The sequence below is a fragment of the Paenarthrobacter sp. YJN-5 genome (genome assembly GCF_015040095.1).
Classification (GTDB): domain Bacteria; phylum Actinomycetota; class Actinomycetes; order Actinomycetales; family Micrococcaceae; genus Arthrobacter; species Arthrobacter ureafaciens.
In genome coordinates, this window is the sequence record NZ_CP053544.1 from 2,714,821 (window position 1) to 2,730,048 (window position 15,228).

At 63.6% G+C, this 15,228-nt stretch carries 16 protein-coding genes and 5 tRNA genes; 17 read left to right on the forward strand and 4 right to left on the reverse strand.

The annotated features are described in order from the left end of the window. Nucleotides 1-2: 2 nt before the first annotated feature. Nucleotides 3-227, reverse strand: a complete 225-nt coding sequence (locus HMI59_RS12855) for a hypothetical protein (protein ID WP_166186105.1) — start codon at nucleotides 225-227, stop codon at nucleotides 3-5. 164 nt (nucleotides 228-391) lie between these two features. On the opposite strand from HMI59_RS12855, the gene HMI59_RS12860 reads away from it, so the two are divergent. Next, nucleotides 392-619 carry an antitoxin gene (locus HMI59_RS12860; RefSeq protein ID WP_193591541.1) on the forward strand — a complete coding sequence of 76 codons (228 nt, stop codon included), beginning with the start codon at nucleotides 392-394 and terminating at the stop codon, nucleotides 617-619. An 82-nt stretch (nucleotides 620-701) separates the two neighbouring features. On the opposite strand, the gene HMI59_RS12865 is transcribed toward HMI59_RS12860, so the two are convergent. After that, a tRNA-Val gene (locus HMI59_RS12865) sits at nucleotides 702-776 on the reverse strand. 269 nt (nucleotides 777-1,045) lie between these two features. Between HMI59_RS12865 and HMI59_RS12870 the strand changes: the two genes are divergently transcribed. The 7 genes from HMI59_RS12870 to HMI59_RS12900 all read left to right on the forward strand — a co-directional run bounded on the left by HMI59_RS12870 (nucleotide 1,046) and on the right by HMI59_RS12900 (nucleotide 4,814). After that, a tRNA-Gly gene (locus tag HMI59_RS12870) sits at nucleotides 1,046-1,118 on the forward strand. A gap of 45 nt (nucleotides 1,119-1,163) precedes the next feature. Next, nucleotides 1,164-1,234: transfer RNA gene (locus tag HMI59_RS12875), tRNA-Cys, on the forward strand. 36 nt (nucleotides 1,235-1,270) lie between these two features. Then, nucleotides 1,271-1,345 (forward strand) — tRNA-Val (locus HMI59_RS12880). Nucleotides 1,346-1,402: 57 nt separating this feature from the next. After that, nucleotides 1,403-1,478 (forward strand) — tRNA-Gly (locus HMI59_RS12885). Between the two features lie 171 nt (nucleotides 1,479-1,649). Further along, entirely contained in the window at nucleotides 1,650-3,104 is a 1,455-nt protein-coding gene (locus tag HMI59_RS12890; RefSeq protein ID WP_069695709.1) for an amino acid permease, read from the forward strand. A gap of 84 nt (nucleotides 3,105-3,188) precedes the next feature. Then, nucleotides 3,189-3,422 (forward strand): antitoxin, encoded by a 234-nt coding sequence (locus tag HMI59_RS12895; protein WP_021473078.1) that lies wholly within the window; start codon nucleotides 3,189-3,191, stop codon nucleotides 3,420-3,422. 147 nt (nucleotides 3,423-3,569) lie between these two features. After that, nucleotides 3,570-4,814 (forward strand): benzoate/H(+) symporter BenE family transporter, encoded by a 1,245-nt coding sequence (locus HMI59_RS12900; RefSeq protein WP_193591542.1) that lies wholly within the window; start codon nucleotides 3,570-3,572, stop codon nucleotides 4,812-4,814. On the opposite strand, the gene zapE is transcribed toward HMI59_RS12900, so the two are convergent. Then, nucleotides 4,771-5,808 carry a cell division protein ZapE gene (gene zapE / locus HMI59_RS12905; protein WP_193593759.1) on the reverse strand — a complete coding sequence of 346 codons (1,038 nt, stop codon included), beginning with the start codon at nucleotides 5,806-5,808 and terminating at the stop codon, nucleotides 4,771-4,773. The genes HMI59_RS12900 and zapE overlap by 44 nt on opposite strands. Before the next feature lie 210 nt (nucleotides 5,809-6,018). Here zapE and HMI59_RS12910 point away from each other — a divergent pair, with 210 nt between their 5' ends. From HMI59_RS12910 to ybaK, 3 genes are read left to right on the forward strand one after another with little or no spacing between them, the layout of a single operon-like run. Further along, entirely contained in the window at nucleotides 6,019-6,945 is a 927-nt protein-coding gene (locus tag HMI59_RS12910; protein ID WP_062096202.1) for a sulfurtransferase, read from the forward strand. A gap of 38 nt (nucleotides 6,946-6,983) precedes the next feature. Next, the gene (locus tag HMI59_RS12915) at nucleotides 6,984-7,442 is read left to right on the forward strand and encodes a SufE family protein (RefSeq protein WP_193591543.1); all 459 of its coding nucleotides are present in this window, start codon (nucleotides 6,984-6,986) and stop codon (nucleotides 7,440-7,442) included. Nucleotides 7,443-7,444: 2 nt separating this feature from the next. After that, the gene (gene ybaK, locus HMI59_RS12920; RefSeq protein ID WP_193591544.1) at nucleotides 7,445-7,942 is read left to right on the forward strand and encodes a Cys-tRNA(Pro) deacylase; all 498 of its coding nucleotides are present in this window, start codon (nucleotides 7,445-7,447) and stop codon (nucleotides 7,940-7,942) included. Here ybaK and HMI59_RS12925 read toward each other — a convergent pair. Continuing rightward, nucleotides 7,939-9,228: a S9 family peptidase gene (locus tag HMI59_RS12925; protein WP_166186182.1), complete on the reverse strand. Its 1,290-nt coding sequence runs from the start codon at nucleotides 9,226-9,228 to the stop codon at nucleotides 7,939-7,941. The two genes, ybaK and HMI59_RS12925, sit on opposite strands and share 4 nt — an antisense overlap. Nucleotides 9,229-9,317: 89 nt before the next feature. On the opposite strand from HMI59_RS12925, the gene HMI59_RS12930 reads away from it, so the two are divergent. The 6 genes from HMI59_RS12930 (at nucleotide 9,318) to HMI59_RS12955 (ending at nucleotide 15,078) form a co-directional block, all read left to right on the forward strand. Next, entirely contained in the window at nucleotides 9,318-9,809 is a 492-nt protein-coding gene (locus HMI59_RS12930; RefSeq protein ID WP_166186181.1) for a hypothetical protein, read from the forward strand. A gap of 14 nt (nucleotides 9,810-9,823) precedes the next feature. Next, complete coding sequence (msrB, locus tag HMI59_RS12935; protein ID WP_031216735.1) at nucleotides 9,824-10,264, forward strand: peptide-methionine (R)-S-oxide reductase MsrB; 441 nt, start codon at nucleotides 9,824-9,826, stop codon at nucleotides 10,262-10,264. Between the two features lie 188 nt (nucleotides 10,265-10,452). Beyond that, entirely contained in the window at nucleotides 10,453-11,820 is a 1,368-nt protein-coding gene (locus tag HMI59_RS12940) for a DUF6421 family protein (RefSeq protein WP_193591545.1), read from the forward strand. A 73-nt stretch (nucleotides 11,821-11,893) separates the two neighbouring features. Beyond that, entirely contained in the window at nucleotides 11,894-12,973 is a 1,080-nt protein-coding gene (locus HMI59_RS12945) for a low specificity L-threonine aldolase (RefSeq protein WP_193593760.1), read from the forward strand. 60 nt (nucleotides 12,974-13,033) lie between these two features. Continuing rightward, complete coding sequence (locus HMI59_RS12950) at nucleotides 13,034-13,693, forward strand: DUF3000 domain-containing protein (protein ID WP_166186179.1); 660 nt, start codon at nucleotides 13,034-13,036, stop codon at nucleotides 13,691-13,693. 59 nt (nucleotides 13,694-13,752) lie between these two features. Then, entirely contained in the window at nucleotides 13,753-15,078 is a 1,326-nt protein-coding gene (locus HMI59_RS12955) for an HRDC domain-containing protein (protein ID WP_166186178.1), read from the forward strand. Nucleotides 15,079-15,228: the final 150 nt, after the last annotated feature.

Consider the following 15,228-nt stretch of genomic DNA (forward strand, 5'->3'; position numbering starts at 1 on the left):
CCTCAGGCCTGCGGTTCGGGGCTTCCCGGCTGATCGGATCCGGAATCCGTAGCCCCGCCGGACGTCCCCACGGCCGGGGAACCCAGCAGGGTGGTGAGGTGCCGGGGATCCAGCCTGGCGAGCTTCGCGGCCAGGATTGGCGCTTTCCCGGCAAGTTCCTCAACGCGCAGAACCAAGGAAACATCAGTAGTGGTTACGCCTGCTTCGGGGCAATGGTGATTGTGCACACTTCCCTTGTGCCGTCCCGACCATGATCGTGACGAAAGACCATGATCGTGACGAAACGCATCCGAATAATGGCCCCGCCGCGACACAAACGCGTTCCCTGCCAGACAGATCCACTGGAGCGAACCCGCTCTGTGATGACAACGACTCATGGAAGAGGAAACCCATGGAACTCTTTAACAATCTGCAGAAGAAGGCGCGAGACCTCATAGCCGGCAAGGAAGAGGCCATCAAGGAAGGCATCGAAAAGGTGGGCGACTTCGTCGACGAACAAACCGACGGCAAGTTCGCTGAACAAGTGGATCTGGTCCAAGGCGCAGCCTCGGACTACGTAGCGAAGATCGACGGCGACACAGACGCAGCTTCAGCCGGCCTCGTCGATCCGCAGCAGTAGCCGATCCGGCGTTAGCGGCCCGATCCGCAACGCAGCAGCAAACCAAAAAGCAAAAGCCCCCGAGTAACTCGGGGGCTTTTCCTGGTGGGCGATACTGGGTTCGAACCAGTGACCTCTTCGGTGTGAACGAAGCGCGCTACCACTGCGCCAATCGCCCCGAACCTTGCCGCGCTTTCGCAACTACGGGCCGGTGCATATAGAAGATTAGCCCACCATCGCAGGAATGCAAAACGAACCAGGAGCCGGAACTACACAGCTGAAATTACAGCCGTGAAAGACGCGAAATCCCGCGTCAGACCAGGCATCCGGGCAGTCTCCGAGTGGAAAGCGGCTGCGCGATTTGGAGATTGCTGGAACCTCCTATAGAGTTTTTACTCGTCGGAAAGCGACGGAATGCCTGCAAGGCGGCCCACGCTAACCAACAATGCGGACGTAGCTCAGCTGGTAGAGCACCACCTTGCCAAGGTGGATGTCGCGAGTTCGAATCTCGTCGTCCGCTCGCAAGGCACTGTCAGGCAAGAATTCTTCGGAATCCTGCTTACACGGTGGGTTGGCCGAGAGGCGAGGCAGCGGCCTGCAAAGCCGTATACACGGGTTCGAATCCCGTACCCACCTCGGTGAAAACCATGCTTTCAGCAGTGCTGGATGCTTGGGCGATTGGCGCAGCGGTAGCGCGCTTCCCTGACACGGAAGAGGTCACTGGTTCGATCCCAGTATCGCCCACCAAAACAAGGCAACTTGTTTGTTGTTCCTAGCCGGGTTCCAGCCCGGCTAGGAGCATGTGCGGACGTAGCTCAGCTGGTAGAGCACCACCTTGCCAAGGTGGATGTCGCGAGTTCGAATCTCGTCGTCCGCTCCAAGAAAAAGCAGCTCCCCGGAGCTGCTTTTTTTGTGCCAGAAACCAGTTTCTGCAATTCATCAGTGGCCGTAACCGATATCGCTAAGAAAAAGTCGCTTTATCTAATGTGATTGGGCTCGCATAATGTACTGCGAGTTCATCACCAATCCACGCCACTGGCAGGAGTACCCCATGAATCAACAGACGGCTTCCCAATCCGTCATGCGGCGCAAGCCGATCGACGACATCGAGGAAGAAAGCAAACACAGCGGGCTGTTCAAAAGCCTTGGCCTCTGGCAACTGACGGCCATCGGCGTCGGTGGAATCATCGGCGTCGGAATCTTCTCCCTTGCCGGGCTGGTGGCGCACGGATCGGAGGGCAATCCCGGGGTGGGCCCCGCGGTGCTGATCTCGTTCCTCATCGCAGGCCTGGCATCCGGAGCGGCAGCCCTCTCCTACGCCGAATTCGCCGGCATGATTCCGCGCGCCGGCTCCGCGTACACCTACGGCTATGTTGCCCTCGGCGAGATCATTGGATGGTTCATCGGGTGGGATCTGCTGCTGGAATACATCGCCATCGTGGCTGTGGTGGCGATCGGCATCTCCGGATACTTTGACGCTTTCCTCTCAGGCATCGGAATCCACATGCCCACCTGGATGACCTCCACAGCCGATGAGGGCAAGGGCGGCATCATCAACCTTCCCGCAATCCTGGTCTGCCTCCTGGTGACCTGGATCCTCAGCCGTGGAACCAAGACCTTCGGCCGGTTCGAACTCGTAGCGGTCGCCATTAAGGTGATCCTGATTCTGTTCATCATCGGTTTGGGCGTTTTCTACATCAATACCGAGAACTTCAACCCGTTCATGCCCAGCGGCTTCGGTCCGGTCCTGGCAGGTGCCGCCACGGTCTTCTTCGCCGTCTTCGGCTACGACGCCATGAGTACAGCCGCGGAGGAGGCCAAGGACGGCAAGAAGCACATGCCCAAGGCCATCATCCTGTCGCTTGTCATCGCGATGCTGCTCTACGTTGCCGCGACGTTGGTCCTGACCGGCATGCAGAACTACAAGGACATCGATCCCGCCGCCGGCTTCGCCTCGGCATTCACGGGCGTCGGACTGCCGGTGATCGCCACCATCATCTCGGTTTTCGCGGTGTTGTCCATCCTCACTGTGATGCTCACCTTCCTTCTGGGTGTCACCCGCGTGTGGTTCTCCATGAGCCGTGACGGCCTCCTCCCCGGTTGGTTCGCCAAAACGGACCGCCACGGTACGCCCCAACGTGTCACCTGGATCGCCGGCGTCGCCTCCGCCTTCCTGGCAGGCATCTTCCCCATCAAGGAAGTTGCCGACCTGACGAACATCGGCATCCTCGCGGCGTTCGTCGTGGTGTGCGTATCCGTCATCATGTTCCGCTACACCAAGCCCGACGCGCCCCGCACGTTCCGGCTCCCCCTCATGCCGGTTGTCCCCGCATTCGGCGTCCTGGCCTCGGCCTTCCTGATGGTTCAGTTGCACTGGGAGACCTGGGTGCGCTTCGGCGTGTGGCTGGTCATCGGCCTGGCGATCTACTACTTCTACGGCCGGAAGCACTCGCTCATGAACCCGGACAGCCCGCGTCACCTGGAGACAAGTAAGCCCTTGGCGTAGCGAACCGCCTGGTCCTTGGCACCCCCACCATCTGGTGTTAGGGTCGGACGCGGAGGAGCGAACTGGCTCCGCGAAGGAAGGGAGGTGCCCGTGGGATTAATTGACGACCTGAAGGGCAAGGCTCAGGGTCTCATTCAGGGCAACGAAGAAGCCATCAAGAATGGCATCGAAAAGGCCGGAGACTTCGTCGACCAGAAGACCGGCGGCAAGTTCGCCGGACAGGTTGATGCAGTCCAGAATGCCGCTTCCAACTTCGTGGCCAAGAACGACGGTGAAGCCGATCCGGCTCCCGCAACGGATGAGCCAAAGCAGCCCTAGCTGCCTGAGCCGCCGCAACAGATACGTCAAGGGGGCACCGGTCCCGCCGAGAGGCGACGCCGGTGCCCTTGGCGTTTAATCAGCCAGTAGATCCGCTTGGCTATCCCGGGGCGGGCAGGCTGGCGGCCTTCCGGTACCTTGGTCACTATGCCTTCCGCCCCCAGCGTTATTCAGCACCCTCCCCGGCGCGAGGGCCTCGGACCGCCCATCGCAGCGGGAGTGGTCACCGCACTCGTGGGTTTCACGTCATCGTTCGCCGTCGTCCTGGCAGGATTGCAGTCCGTGGGAGCCACTCAATCCCAGGCAGCCAGTGGACTCTTGGCGTTGACTTTGACGTTCGGCGCGGCAATTCTCTGGCTGTCCTGGCGTTCCAAGATGCCGGTGACCTTGGCGTGGTCCACGCCTGGCGCCGCCTTGCTCGCCTCTGCCGGGATGGTCGACGGCGGGTGGCCGGCAGCCGTAGGAGCCTTCCTGCTGGTGGGGGTGCTGATCCTGCTGACCGGGTTGCTCCCCGTTCTGGGCAGGCTCATGGGAAGGATCCCCACCGCCTTGGCCCAAGCCATGCTGGCGGGCGTCCTGCTCCCCCTGTGCCTGGCACCGTTCAAGTCCTTGGGAACGGCGCCGCTGCTGGTTGGTCCTGTTGCCTTGTGCTGGTTGGTCCTGCTGAAGCTCGCTCCCCGGTGGGCAGTGCCGGGAGCATTGGTGGTGGCACTGGCGGTGATTGGAATCCATCTTGGCGTGAACGGGACGTACCTTCCCGCTGACGCGCTGGTGCCCAGGCTTGAATGGACAACGCCGGCTTTCAGTGTGGAGGCTGCGGTCGGGCTGGCCCTGCCGCTGTTCATCGTCACCATGGCGTCGCAGAACATCCCAGGCGTAGCCGTCCTCAAGTCGTTCGGTTTCACCACCCCATGGCGGTCTTCCATGGTGATGACCGGAGCCGGCACCATGGCGGGGGCGGCGTTCGGTGGCCATGCCATCAACTTGGCGGCCCTCAGCGCTGCATTGGCTGCCGGGGAGGAAGCGGGCAGGAACCCCGGCCAAAGGTGGCGCGCCGCTTTCGTGTCAGGACTCGCCTATTTGGTTCTTGCCGTGTTTTCCGCCGCCTTGGTCACCGTTGTTGCGGCGGCTCCGCCGGGATTGCTGGAAGCTGTTGCCGGCCTCGCGCTGTTGGGGACCTTGGCCGCTGCCATCTCCTCGGCGCTGGCCGAAGCAGAAGAACGCGTTCCTGCCTGCATTACGTTCCTGCTGGCAGCCTCGGGCCTCAGCTTCGGCGGCATCGGGGCCGCGTTCTGGGCTCTGACGTGCGGCATCCTGGTCCGGTGGCTGCTGAAGCCCGGCCCGCTGGTCAGGAAGGCTCGTGGTTCTGGGCCTCGCGCGCCAAGGCAGTGAGCCTGGAAACGGCGCGGAAGTACTTCTTCATGTAGCCGCCGGCCATCATCTCTTCGGTGAACAGTTTGTCGAACGGAACACCGCTGGCCAGGATCGGCACGTCCTTGTCATACAGGCGGTCGGCCAGCACCACGAAGCGCAGGGCTACAGCCTGCTCCGTGATGGTGTCCACGTCACGCCACACCACGGCGTCGATCCCGGAAATCAGCTGCCGGTACCGGCTCGGGTGGACGCCTGCGAGGTGGTCCACCAGCGTGCGGAAGTCGTCAACGGCAACAGTCTGGCCTTTGAACTCGCTGCGCATCCGGTGCTTGAGCTCTTCGGTCTTCAGGGGTGCAGGAGCTGCAGGCAATCCGCGGTGCCGGAAGTCTTCGCCGTCGATCCGCACAACATCGAACTGGTCCGCCAGGACCTGGATTTCGCGCTGGAAGTCCACGGCTGCGAAGCGGCCTTCGCCCAAGGAGCCGGGCAGGGTGTTTGACGTTGCAGCCAGCTTGACGCCCGCGTCCGCCAATTCGCGCATGAGGCGCGACATCAGGACGGTGTCGCCGGGGTCATCAAGTTCGAATTCGTCGATGCAGACCAGCTTGTAATTGCTGAGGGCGTCAACAGTCTTGCGGAAAGACAGGGCGCCCACGAGGTTGGTGTACTCAACGAACGTGCCGAAGGCCTTCGGACCGGGCGACCGGTGCCACAGGGACGCCAGGAGGTGGGTTTTCCCGACGCCGAAGCCACCGTCCAGGTAGATGCCCGCCCGAGAGGTGGACTTCTTGGCGAACAGCTTCTTGAAGAGACCGCCGTTGTCTTCAGCCCCCACGGCGTCCGCGAAGGAGGACAGCACCTTGACGGCATTGGCCTGGCTCGGCTGCGACGGGTCGGGCCGGTAACTGTCGAACGACACCTCGCCAAACCGCGGAGAGGGGTAGAAACCCTTGAGAAGTTCCTCCACAGAGACTGACGGCGTGCGGGCTGTCAGTTGTTCGATGTGCACCAGGCGTGGTCCGTTCTTCCGGTAGTGGGTCCCCAGCAAGAATACCGGCAACGCGGGCGGCCGGACGGCGCACGTGACCAAAGCCATGTTTCACCGTATGACCGGCGGAACAGCACGAACCCGGCATGGTAGTTAGTGTTGTGAACATGCCGGGCCGGCCACAGGAGCTACGTTGGGCCTGGCTCCGTCCGTTGTCAGTGAAAGGCCACCACCATGTCCTACCCCGTTGAACAGAACGAAAAGTTCGCAGCTTATGCGAACCCCGAACGCCTCGTATCCACCGAGTGGCTCGCGGCAGCGCTGGCCGATGGCGCCGTTGCCGACGGCAAGCTGGTGGTTGTGGAGTCCGATGAGGATGTCCTCCTCTACGAAACCGGCCACATCCCGGGCGCGGTCAAGATCGACTGGCACACCGACCTGAATGACGAAGTCACCCGCGACTACGTCGACGGCGCGGCTTTCGCCGCCCTGGCTTCCGCCAAGGGAATTTCCCGCGACAGCACCGTGGTCATTTACGGCGACAAGTCCAACTGGTGGGCCGCTTACGCACTGTGGGTCTTCACCCTGTTCGGTCATGAGGATGTCCGTCTCCTCGATGGCGGCCGCGACAAGTGGATTGCCGAAGGCCGTGAACTCACCACCGACGTCCCTGCTCCCGCCCGGGGCGACTATCCCGAGGTGGAGCGGAACGATGCTCCCATCCGCGCATTCAAGGAAGACGTCCTGGCACACCTGGGCAAGCCGTTGATCGATGTGCGTTCCCCCGAGGAGTACACCGGCCAGCGCACGCATATGCCGGCTTACCCCGAGGAGGGCGCGCTGCGCGGCGGCCACATTCCCACGGCTGCCTCTGTCCCCTGGGCCAAGGCTGCTGCCGAGGACGGCACCTACCGCTCGCGCGAAGAGCTCGAAGCCCTCTACCTTGGCGAAGCAGGCCTCAAGGCCGGTGACGACGTCGTGGCGTACTGCCGCATCGGCGAGCGTTCCAGCCACACTTGGTTCGCCCTCAAGTACTTGCTGGGTTTTGAGTCCGTCCGCAACTACGACGGCTCATGGACCGAATGGGGCAATGCAGTACGCGTTCCCATCGTCAAGGGAGCCGAGCGCGGATCCGTTCCGGCCTCCCTGGTCCGTAACTAGCACGTCATCGTGCTACCTAGTGCGTAAGCTGGGATGTGATGAGTACCAACACTTTGCCCACCGCACTGGCGGAAATCGTCGACGACTTCCAGGCACTGTCCGAGCCTGAACGCCTGCAACTGCTGCTGGAGTTTTCGCGTGGCCTGCCCGAACTGCCGGAACGGCTGACGAACCATCCGGAGTTGCTGGAACAGGTGGTGGAGTGCCAGTCGCCGCTGTTCCTCACCATTGAATCGGAGAGGAAAACGGATGGCCCCAGCGCCTACCGCCTGTTCTTCAAAGCCCCGCCGGAAGCACCCACCACGCGTGGTTTCGCTGGAGTCCTCCATGAGGGACTGGACGGACTGACCGCGGCGGAGATCCTTGCGGTGCCGGACGACATGCCGGAGCTGCTGGGTTTGACCCGTGCCATCACTCCCCTGCGCATGCGCGGGATGACGGCCATGCTGGGACGTATCAAGAGGAAAGTCGCAGCGGCCAACAAGCTGGAAAGCTAAGCATGGCCAAGAAGATGGCTTCCCAGGGAACGCCGGCTACCGCAGCACTGACTGCGGCCGGCGTTCCCTTCGTCGTCCACCCCTACGCTCATGACCCCTCAGCTCCCAGTTACGGGTTGGAAGCGGCCGAGGTTCTGCGCATCGATCCCGCCCGGGTCTTCAAGACCCTCATGGTGGAGGTGGAAGGGCGCCTGGCTGTGGGGGTTGTCCCGGTGTCCGGCAGCCTGGATTTGAAGGCTGTTGCCGGTGCCCTGGGTGCCAAGAAGGCGTCCATGGCTGATCCAAAGGCGGCGGAACGGCGCACGGGCTATGTCCTGGGCGGCATCTCTCCCCTTGGCCAACGCCAGCCCTCTCCCACCGTCCTGGACGAGTCCGCCCTGGGTTTCGAGACCATCTTTGTCTCCGGCGGCCGGCGTGGCCTGGACATCGAAGTGGCTCCAGCCGATCTTGTGCGGCTCACCCGGGCGGTGACCGCCGCAATCGGTTCCGCCAAGGACTAGGAACGGCCTGCGGCCTCTCCTGCCGGTTCGGCGTCCGCGCCGGTGCCTCCGGGGTTGTTCCGGGGAGCCAGCTGCTGCAGCAGCCAGGAACGCACCATCCGCTCCCATTTCTCCGGGTCCACGTTCCATTCCTTGGTGTGCCGCGACCCGTGGAACGCCTCGAACGTCACCATGTCCGGATTCTTCTCCGCCAGGCTTGCCGAAGGTTCGAACGGCACGTATTCGTCATCAACGCTGTGGATCAGCAGGGTGGGGGTCCGCAGTTCAACGGCGCGGGCTTCCCAGTCCATGGCCTTCAGGTTCACGGGGGCGGCCAGCCCGGTCAAGCGGCGTCCCAAAGGATGGCCGAGCATCAACTGCCCATAACGTCCCACGTTGTAGGGAATCCTGTTGACCTGCGCGTGATGGGCCATGACGTTGACCCAATTGATCACGGGTGCATCCAGCACCAGGGCCCGGATCCGTTGCCGGTGCTTGGAGAGGTCCGCTGCCTGCAGGCTGATGGCACCTCCCATGGACCAGCCGAAGAGAACCACTTCCCGGGCTCCGTGGTCCAGGGCATATCCGATGGCCGCCTCAACGTCCCGCCACTCCGTGGAGCCGAGTCCGTAACGGCCATCCAGGGCCGAAGGGGCCAGGCCGTCGTTGCGGTAGGACACCAGCAGGCTGTCCAGGCCCAGTTCCTTTGCCGTCCGGACGGCACGCAGGCATTCCATCCGGGTGGCTCCGCGGCCGTGGACCATGATGGCCCAGACAGGAGCGGTTGCGGCCGCCTCGGCACGGATCAACCAGGCAGGCGCCGTCCCGCCTTCCACCTCGATCTCCACCTCGTCAGCTGCCACGCCTATGGCTGATGGGTGGTGGTAGGCGGCACCGCTCCACCAACCCCGGCGGGCTTCGGAGAGGTTCCCGGAGTAGACCTCTTCCACCTCCCTCAGTACGGTCTGCTCGGCCGGCGAGTAGGAAACAATCCGGCCGATCCTGGCATGCCCCTTGCCGTTGTCGAAGAAGAGGCTGTACACGCCGTCCACAGTTGTGTCCGGGGTCGCGGCGAGAATGACCTGCGGGCCCGCGTCGCCCTGGATGACCGCCAGGACCTCCTGGTCAGCGTTCTTGGCAGAGGGCGTGATGACGCGCCTGGCGAAGTAGACGGCGAGTGCCGAGGAGCCGGCACCCACAAAGGCCGCCAATGAGGTCCCCGTGAGGATTCCGGCGATTGCCCACTTGGTACGCAGGCTGAGGGTGGAGTCTGCAGCGTCGCTCGCTGACCGGGAATTGGTTGCCATGGTTCCATTCTCGCTGGTAGCCGTGGCGCAATGCCGCAATTGCGGGCAAAACCCTGCGTTGTGCGCGATCGCAGGTCTACGCTGTAGCCATGAGCGATCCCATCGTCATCCTGACAGAAGAACCCCTCGGCCCCGACGACCGTGCCAACATTGCCAAATTGCTCGACGGCGGTGACGCTCCGGTGGTGGTCCTGGTCCCCGCGAACACGGAACGGCATCTCTTGGTTGATTTCCTGGAGAATCTCTCCTTGCTGGATATTGCCAAGGCCTTCAAGGAACTTGGCGCCAAGTCCCCGGACCCGGAGGTGGAGCGGGCGCACGCGTCTGAGACGCTGGCGACGTCGTTGGCGGCACTGGAAGGCCTGGGCGGGGGCGTGACCGGAGAGATCGTCGACGGCGGTGCCGTGGCCGGCTTGGTTGCCAAGGTTCGGGACCTCGGTGCCGCCCAGGCCGTCGTCGTCACGCGTCCGCATGCCATAGCCGATACCTTCCACACGGACTGGGCCAATAAGGCGCAGGACCAGTTGGGCCTTCCCGTGCTGCATCTTTACGCGGGCTCGGGATTTATCGGTGACTCGTGAGCGTTGCATAGAACATGAGCTCATCTGAGAACACCACCCCAGCTACCGATGTGCCCGTGGCAAAGTCCGATGCCCAGTGGCGCCAGGAATTGACTCCGGAAGAGTACCGGGTGTTGCGGCAGGCCGGAACGGAACGTCCTTACACGGGCGAGTACTGGGACACCCACACTGAGGGTGTCTATCAGTGCCGTGCTTGCGGAAGCCGGTTGTTTACCAGCCGGGAGAAGTTCGATTCGCACTGCGGCTGGCCGTCCTTCTGGGCGCCGTTGGCCGAGGGCACCGTGCGGTACCTCCATGACCGCACACTGGGCATGGAGCGGATCGAGGTTCGTTGCGCCAAGTGCGATTCGCACTTGGGGCATGTCTTCGAGGGCGAGGGGTACGACACTCCCACCGACCAGCGCTACTGCATCAACTCCATCTCCCTGCGCTTGGTGGAAACCGACGCGGACTAACTGCTGGAGGGCGCGGGTTTCCGGGAGGGAATTCCGCGCCCAGGTCCGCGTTCCGCTGGACCTTGGGGCCACGCTTCCAGGGCCATGGCCAAGACTTTCTTATGCTCGACCCTTTTTTGAATTAGCGATACTTCTGCGTTGCTACGCTCGCCTCAGAAGCATTACCTCCTTCGAAAGGGCCGAGTTACATGACAACCATCGCCGCCTCCACCCGTCCGCTCGTCACTGCAGACAACGCGGATTGGAAGTCCCTTAAGGCAGCAGCAACAGCACTGCAGGCACACCAGCAGCAGGACGGCTCCATCGCCGATCCCGCCGCCCACGCAGAAGCGGCACGGCGCGTTGCCACCATCCAGGATGCAATCACCCGCCTGGCGCCCAGCTTCCCCCACGACGCCGACTACCTCGAGTTGCTGGTGGCGGACTTCGCGCGCTGGGTAGAGGGTGGCTTCGGCGTCCCCGATTTCCTTGACTCCCTGCAGGCCTTCCAACCCCAGAAGCAGCGCATCGACGGCCTCCAGCACTTGGTGGTCTTCCCGATGTACACGCAGAACGGCAGCACCAACCGCCTCGTGGAAGCCGTGCTGATCGAGGTCATCTGGCCCGAGTTCATTGCCGGCCTGGAGGGCGGCGAGTACTCGAACAAACTGTTCGTCCCGATCCGTTTCGTCGATTTCACCGCGGGCTACGACACCAACTCCGCAGTCCTGTTCCCTGAGACAGTGGCAGTCCGCCAGACCCCGACGTTCACGTGGGGCGCCATCTTCGCCGACCGCGAGGCAGCACGCTTCCGCCGCGTGCTCAAGGCTGCCGCGGAAACGACGTCGCTGGAACTGCCGGAGGATGCCGCAGAGCTGCTGGAGGACCAGGAGCTGACCCAGCGCACGTTCGTGATGTGGGACCTGATCCATGACCGCACGCACATGCGCGGGGACCTTCCGTTCGACCCGTTCATGATCAAGCAGCGCATGCCCTTCTTCCTGTACTCCCTGGAGGAACTCCGCTGCGACCTGACGGCGTTCCGTGAGGCCGTCCGCATCGAAAAAGACGAGGAAGCAGACCCCGATGCCCGCCGGCACGCGAAGCTCGTGCAGTACGCGGTCATCTTCGACCGCATCTTCCGCTTCGCCATTACCGGCAGCCGCGTGCGAAACTACGACGGCCTCGGCGGCCAGCTGCTGTTCGCCTGGATGCACCAGCACCATGTCCTGCACTGGACCGATAGCAAACTCAGCATCGACTGGGCGGAAGCTGCCGACGTCGTGGTTGAACTGGGCGCCCGCATCGAGGAACTGTACTGGCGTTCCATCGACCGCCCCAAGACGGCTCACTGGCTGGCCGCCTACCAGCTGATTTCCGGGACCGTCACTCCGCATCCGGCGTCGGTGTGGGCCAAGGGTCCCGATGCCCTTCCGCTGGCGGGACCGCCGCGGGCGCTCACCGACCAGGTCCTGGACGACGAGTTCCCCCTGTCCATGTTCTACGAAGCCCTGGAGAAGAAGATGCGCCCCGTCATCGAGTCCACCACCGGCATCACCGGCGCGACCGCGGCCTGATGCCCCGTACGCATCCTGCCGGCGAAATAAACTTGAAAGCGTGAATGAACAAGTGACGAGCACTACACAGGCTATCCACCTTGACGGCAGCACTACGGATCACAGCCGGCTGCATGACCCCTCCGTGCGTGGCTTCGCCTCGGACAACTACTCCGGCGTGCATCCCGAAATCCTTGCTGCCCTGGCCGCAGCCAATGGCGGCCACCAGGTTTCCTATGGCGAGGACATCTACACGGCCCGGCTCCAGGAAGTCCTTGAGCAGCAGTTCGGGACCGGGATCGAATGTTTCCCCGTGTTCAACGGCACGGGAGCCAACGTGCTGTCCCTCCAGTCCTTGCTCCCCCGATGGGGAGCTGTCATCTGCGCTTCCACGGCCCACATCAACATGGACGAGAACGGTGCCCCCGAACGGATCGGCGGCATGAAGCTCCTTCAGGTGCCCACCGACGACGGCAAACTCACTCCCGCGTTGATCGACCGTGAGGCATGGGGCTGGGGCGATGAACACAGGGCTCAGCCGCTGGTGGTCTCCATTACGCAGACCACGGAGCTTGGCACCTGCTATACCCCGGAGGAAGTCCGTGCGATCGCGGACCACGTGCATGCCAAGGGCATGAAGCTCCACATGGACGGGGCACGGCTTGCCAACGCAGCCGCCCACCTCGACCTTCCGCTCCGCGCCTTTACCCGCGACGCCGGCGTCGACATCCTCTCCTTCGGCGGCACCAAGAACGGCCTGCTTTTCGGTGAGGTAGTAGTGGCCTTGAACCCCGAGGCAGCCCACGGCCTGAAGTACCTCCGGAAAATGAACATGCAACTGGCCTCGAAGATGCGCTTCATCTCCGCCCAGTTCATAGCCCTGCTGGAGGACGGCCTCTGGCTGCGGTCGGCCGCGCATGCCAACGCCATGGCAACGCGGCTGCGGGCAGCCGTTGATCAGATCGACGGCGTTGAGCCCACCCAGGCAACCGAGTCCAACGGCGTCTTCGCCATCCTGCCGCAAGGTGTTGCCGACCGCCTCCGCTCACAGTTCGCTTTCTACGATTGGGACGCTGCACGGCGCGAGGTGCGGTGGATGTGTTCCTTTGACACCACTGAGGAAGACATCGACGCGTTCGTGGCAGCCATCAGGCGGGAAGTGGCTGCGGGATAACGGCTGGGTTCCGGGGCGGCGAGCCTGCACAGAAACGCCGCCCCGGACGCATAATCTGCCATGGTGAACGCCCTCTCACAGGTTCCCGCGGACTTCCTTTCAGCCCTGGGAACGCTACGAAAAGCACAGTGCCGCAGCGAATTGCGACTGGATGAGATCCCCGCCCCGGCACGGCTCGCGCCGTACGCCGTGGCTTTGGGAGCCGAAGTCTTCCGGCCCACGGCAGCCACCCGCCGCGTGCCGGTGCACGGTCCCGTGGCCAAGGCCTTCATCGAGAAACAGGGTCAGCACCCCGGCGACGACGAAGACGACGAACTCGCTACAGGCCGCTTCATCCTCCTCTACGATCCCGAAGGGTCGGCGGTCTGGGAAGGTGAGTTCCGGATCGTCACCTATATCCGGGCCCAACTGGACGCCGACATGGGCAACGACGCCATGCTCGGCTCAGTGGCGTGGACCTGGCTGGTGGAAGCGTTGGAAAACCACAACGCGCAGTACAAAGCGGCCGGTGGCACGGCCACGCGGATCCTTTCCGAGAGTTTTGGGACGCTGGCTGACCGGCCGGACACCATTGACATAGAACTGCGGGCCTCATGGACACCGGCCTCCTCCGATGTACAGGCGCACCTGGAAGCCTGGTCGGACATGGTGTGCACCTTCGCCGGCCTCCCGCCCCTGCCGCCGGGAGTGACGGGACTGCCCAACAGGAGGCTCAACTGAAGCCGCGCTGCACTCCCGATCCGGCCCCGGCGCGCCGGACTCGGTAAGCTTAAGCAATCATGACCCCTGAAAAACTGGAAAAAACCACAACCGGCGACCCGGTTGCTGATCCCACAACCCACATCAAGGTGGACGGCTTCGACAGCCACGTTCCCGAAATCATCGAACTGGATTCACCGCGCGAAGGCGTCCCTCCGGTCATCGACACCATGGCCGGACTGGAGCGCTGCGCCGCAGCGATTGCCGCCGGATCCGGGCCTGCAGGGGTCGATGCCGAACGCGCCTCGGGTTTCCGTTACGGCCAACGAGCTTTCCTTGTCCAGATCCGGCGGGAAGGATCCGGCACGTGGCTGATCGATCCTGAACCGTTTGAGAACCTGGCCATCATCAATGACGCCCTCCGCGGCGTCGAATGGATCCTCCATGCGGCAACGCAGGACCTCCCCTGCCTGTCCGAGCTCGGCATGTGGCCGGACAAGCTGTTCGACACCGAACTTGCCGCCCGCCTCGCCGGATTGCCCCGGGTAGGCCTGGCAGCCGTCATCGAGCAATTGCTTGGCTTCGGCCTGGCCAAGGAACACTCCGCCGCCGACTGGTCCACCCGACCGCTCCCTGAACCGTGGTTGCGGTACGCAGCACTGGACGTCGAGGTCCTCGCAGAGTTGCGCGAGGAACTCATCGAACTCCTGGAAGCCGACGGAAAGCTGGAATTCGCCGAACAGGAGTTCGCCGGTATCCTCGCCGCCGGGATCGCACCTCCCCGTGTGGATGCCTGGCGCAAGACGTCAGGGCTCCACCAGATCAGGGACCGGCGGCAACTCGCAGCCGTGCGCGAATTGTGGTTGGAGCGGGACCAGCTGGCGCGGAAGCGGGACGTAGCACCGGGACGGCTCATCCCCGATTCCGCACTGGTGGCCGCCGCAAAAGCCCTGCCCACCACGGTCCCCCAATTGTTGGCCACCAAGGGATTCCACGGCAGGTCGGCGCAACGGGAAGCACCCAGATGGCTCCGCTGCATCACCGCGGCCCGTATGCTGACCGAGCTTCCCCCGCTGCATCTGCCCACCAACGCACCGCCGCCGCCCCGCGTTTGGGCAGACCGCGATGCTGAAGCGGCCGCCCGCCTCGCCACTGCCCGGCCTGCCCTCCAGGAAAAGGCGGACGAGCTGAAGCTGCCGGTGGAAAACCTGCTGACCCCGGACTACCTGCGGCGGGTACTGTGGCGGCCGCCGTCGGAAGTCTCGCACCGGACGGTCGCCGACGAACTGCGCGCCCTGGGAGCCCGCGAATGGCAGATTTCGTTCGCCGCCCCGATCATCGTCGAGGCATGCCTGAACCCACAGCCGCTCCCGGCCAAGGAGCCCAAGCCCAAAGATTCTCCGTAGCCACCTGAAGGCCCGCGTTCATGAACCCCGTTTCGTGGATGCGGGCTCTTGCCGTATGCAGGCCTTGCACGCAAAGTTACTGGTGAGTAACATTGCAGCAATGCCCTCCGGATTCCGCCCTGCGGTTCCGGCACCGTGTCTCAGCGAGGA

Coding starts and splice junctions, on each gene's coding strand:
- HMI59_RS12860 (WP_193591541.1), top strand. CDS start 392: ATGGAACTCTTTAACAATCTGCAGAAGAAGGCGCGAGACCTCATAGCC.
- HMI59_RS12890 (WP_069695709.1), top strand. CDS start 1,650: ATGAATCAACAGACGGCTTCCCAATCCGTCATGCGGCGCAAGCCGATC.
- HMI59_RS12900 (WP_193591542.1), top strand. CDS start 3,570: ATGCCTTCCGCCCCCAGCGTTATTCAGCACCCTCCCCGGCGCGAGGGC.
- HMI59_RS12910 (WP_062096202.1), top strand. CDS start 6,019: ATGTCCTACCCCGTTGAACAGAACGAAAAGTTCGCAGCTTATGCGAAC.
- HMI59_RS12915 (WP_193591543.1), top strand. CDS start 6,984: ATGAGTACCAACACTTTGCCCACCGCACTGGCGGAAATCGTCGACGAC.
- ybaK (WP_193591544.1), top strand. CDS start 7,445: ATGGCCAAGAAGATGGCTTCCCAGGGAACGCCGGCTACCGCAGCACTG.
- HMI59_RS12925 (WP_166186182.1), bottom strand. CDS start 9,228: ATGGCAACCAATTCCCGGTCAGCGAGCGACGCTGCAGACTCCACCCTC.
- HMI59_RS12930 (WP_166186181.1), top strand. CDS start 9,318: ATGAGCGATCCCATCGTCATCCTGACAGAAGAACCCCTCGGCCCCGAC.
- msrB (WP_031216735.1), top strand. CDS start 9,824: ATGAGCTCATCTGAGAACACCACCCCAGCTACCGATGTGCCCGTGGCA.
- HMI59_RS12940 (WP_193591545.1), top strand. CDS start 10,453: ATGACAACCATCGCCGCCTCCACCCGTCCGCTCGTCACTGCAGACAAC.
- HMI59_RS12950 (WP_166186179.1), top strand. CDS start 13,034: ATGGTGAACGCCCTCTCACAGGTTCCCGCGGACTTCCTTTCAGCCCTG.
- HMI59_RS12955 (WP_166186178.1), top strand. CDS start 13,753: ATGACCCCTGAAAAACTGGAAAAAACCACAACCGGCGACCCGGTTGCT.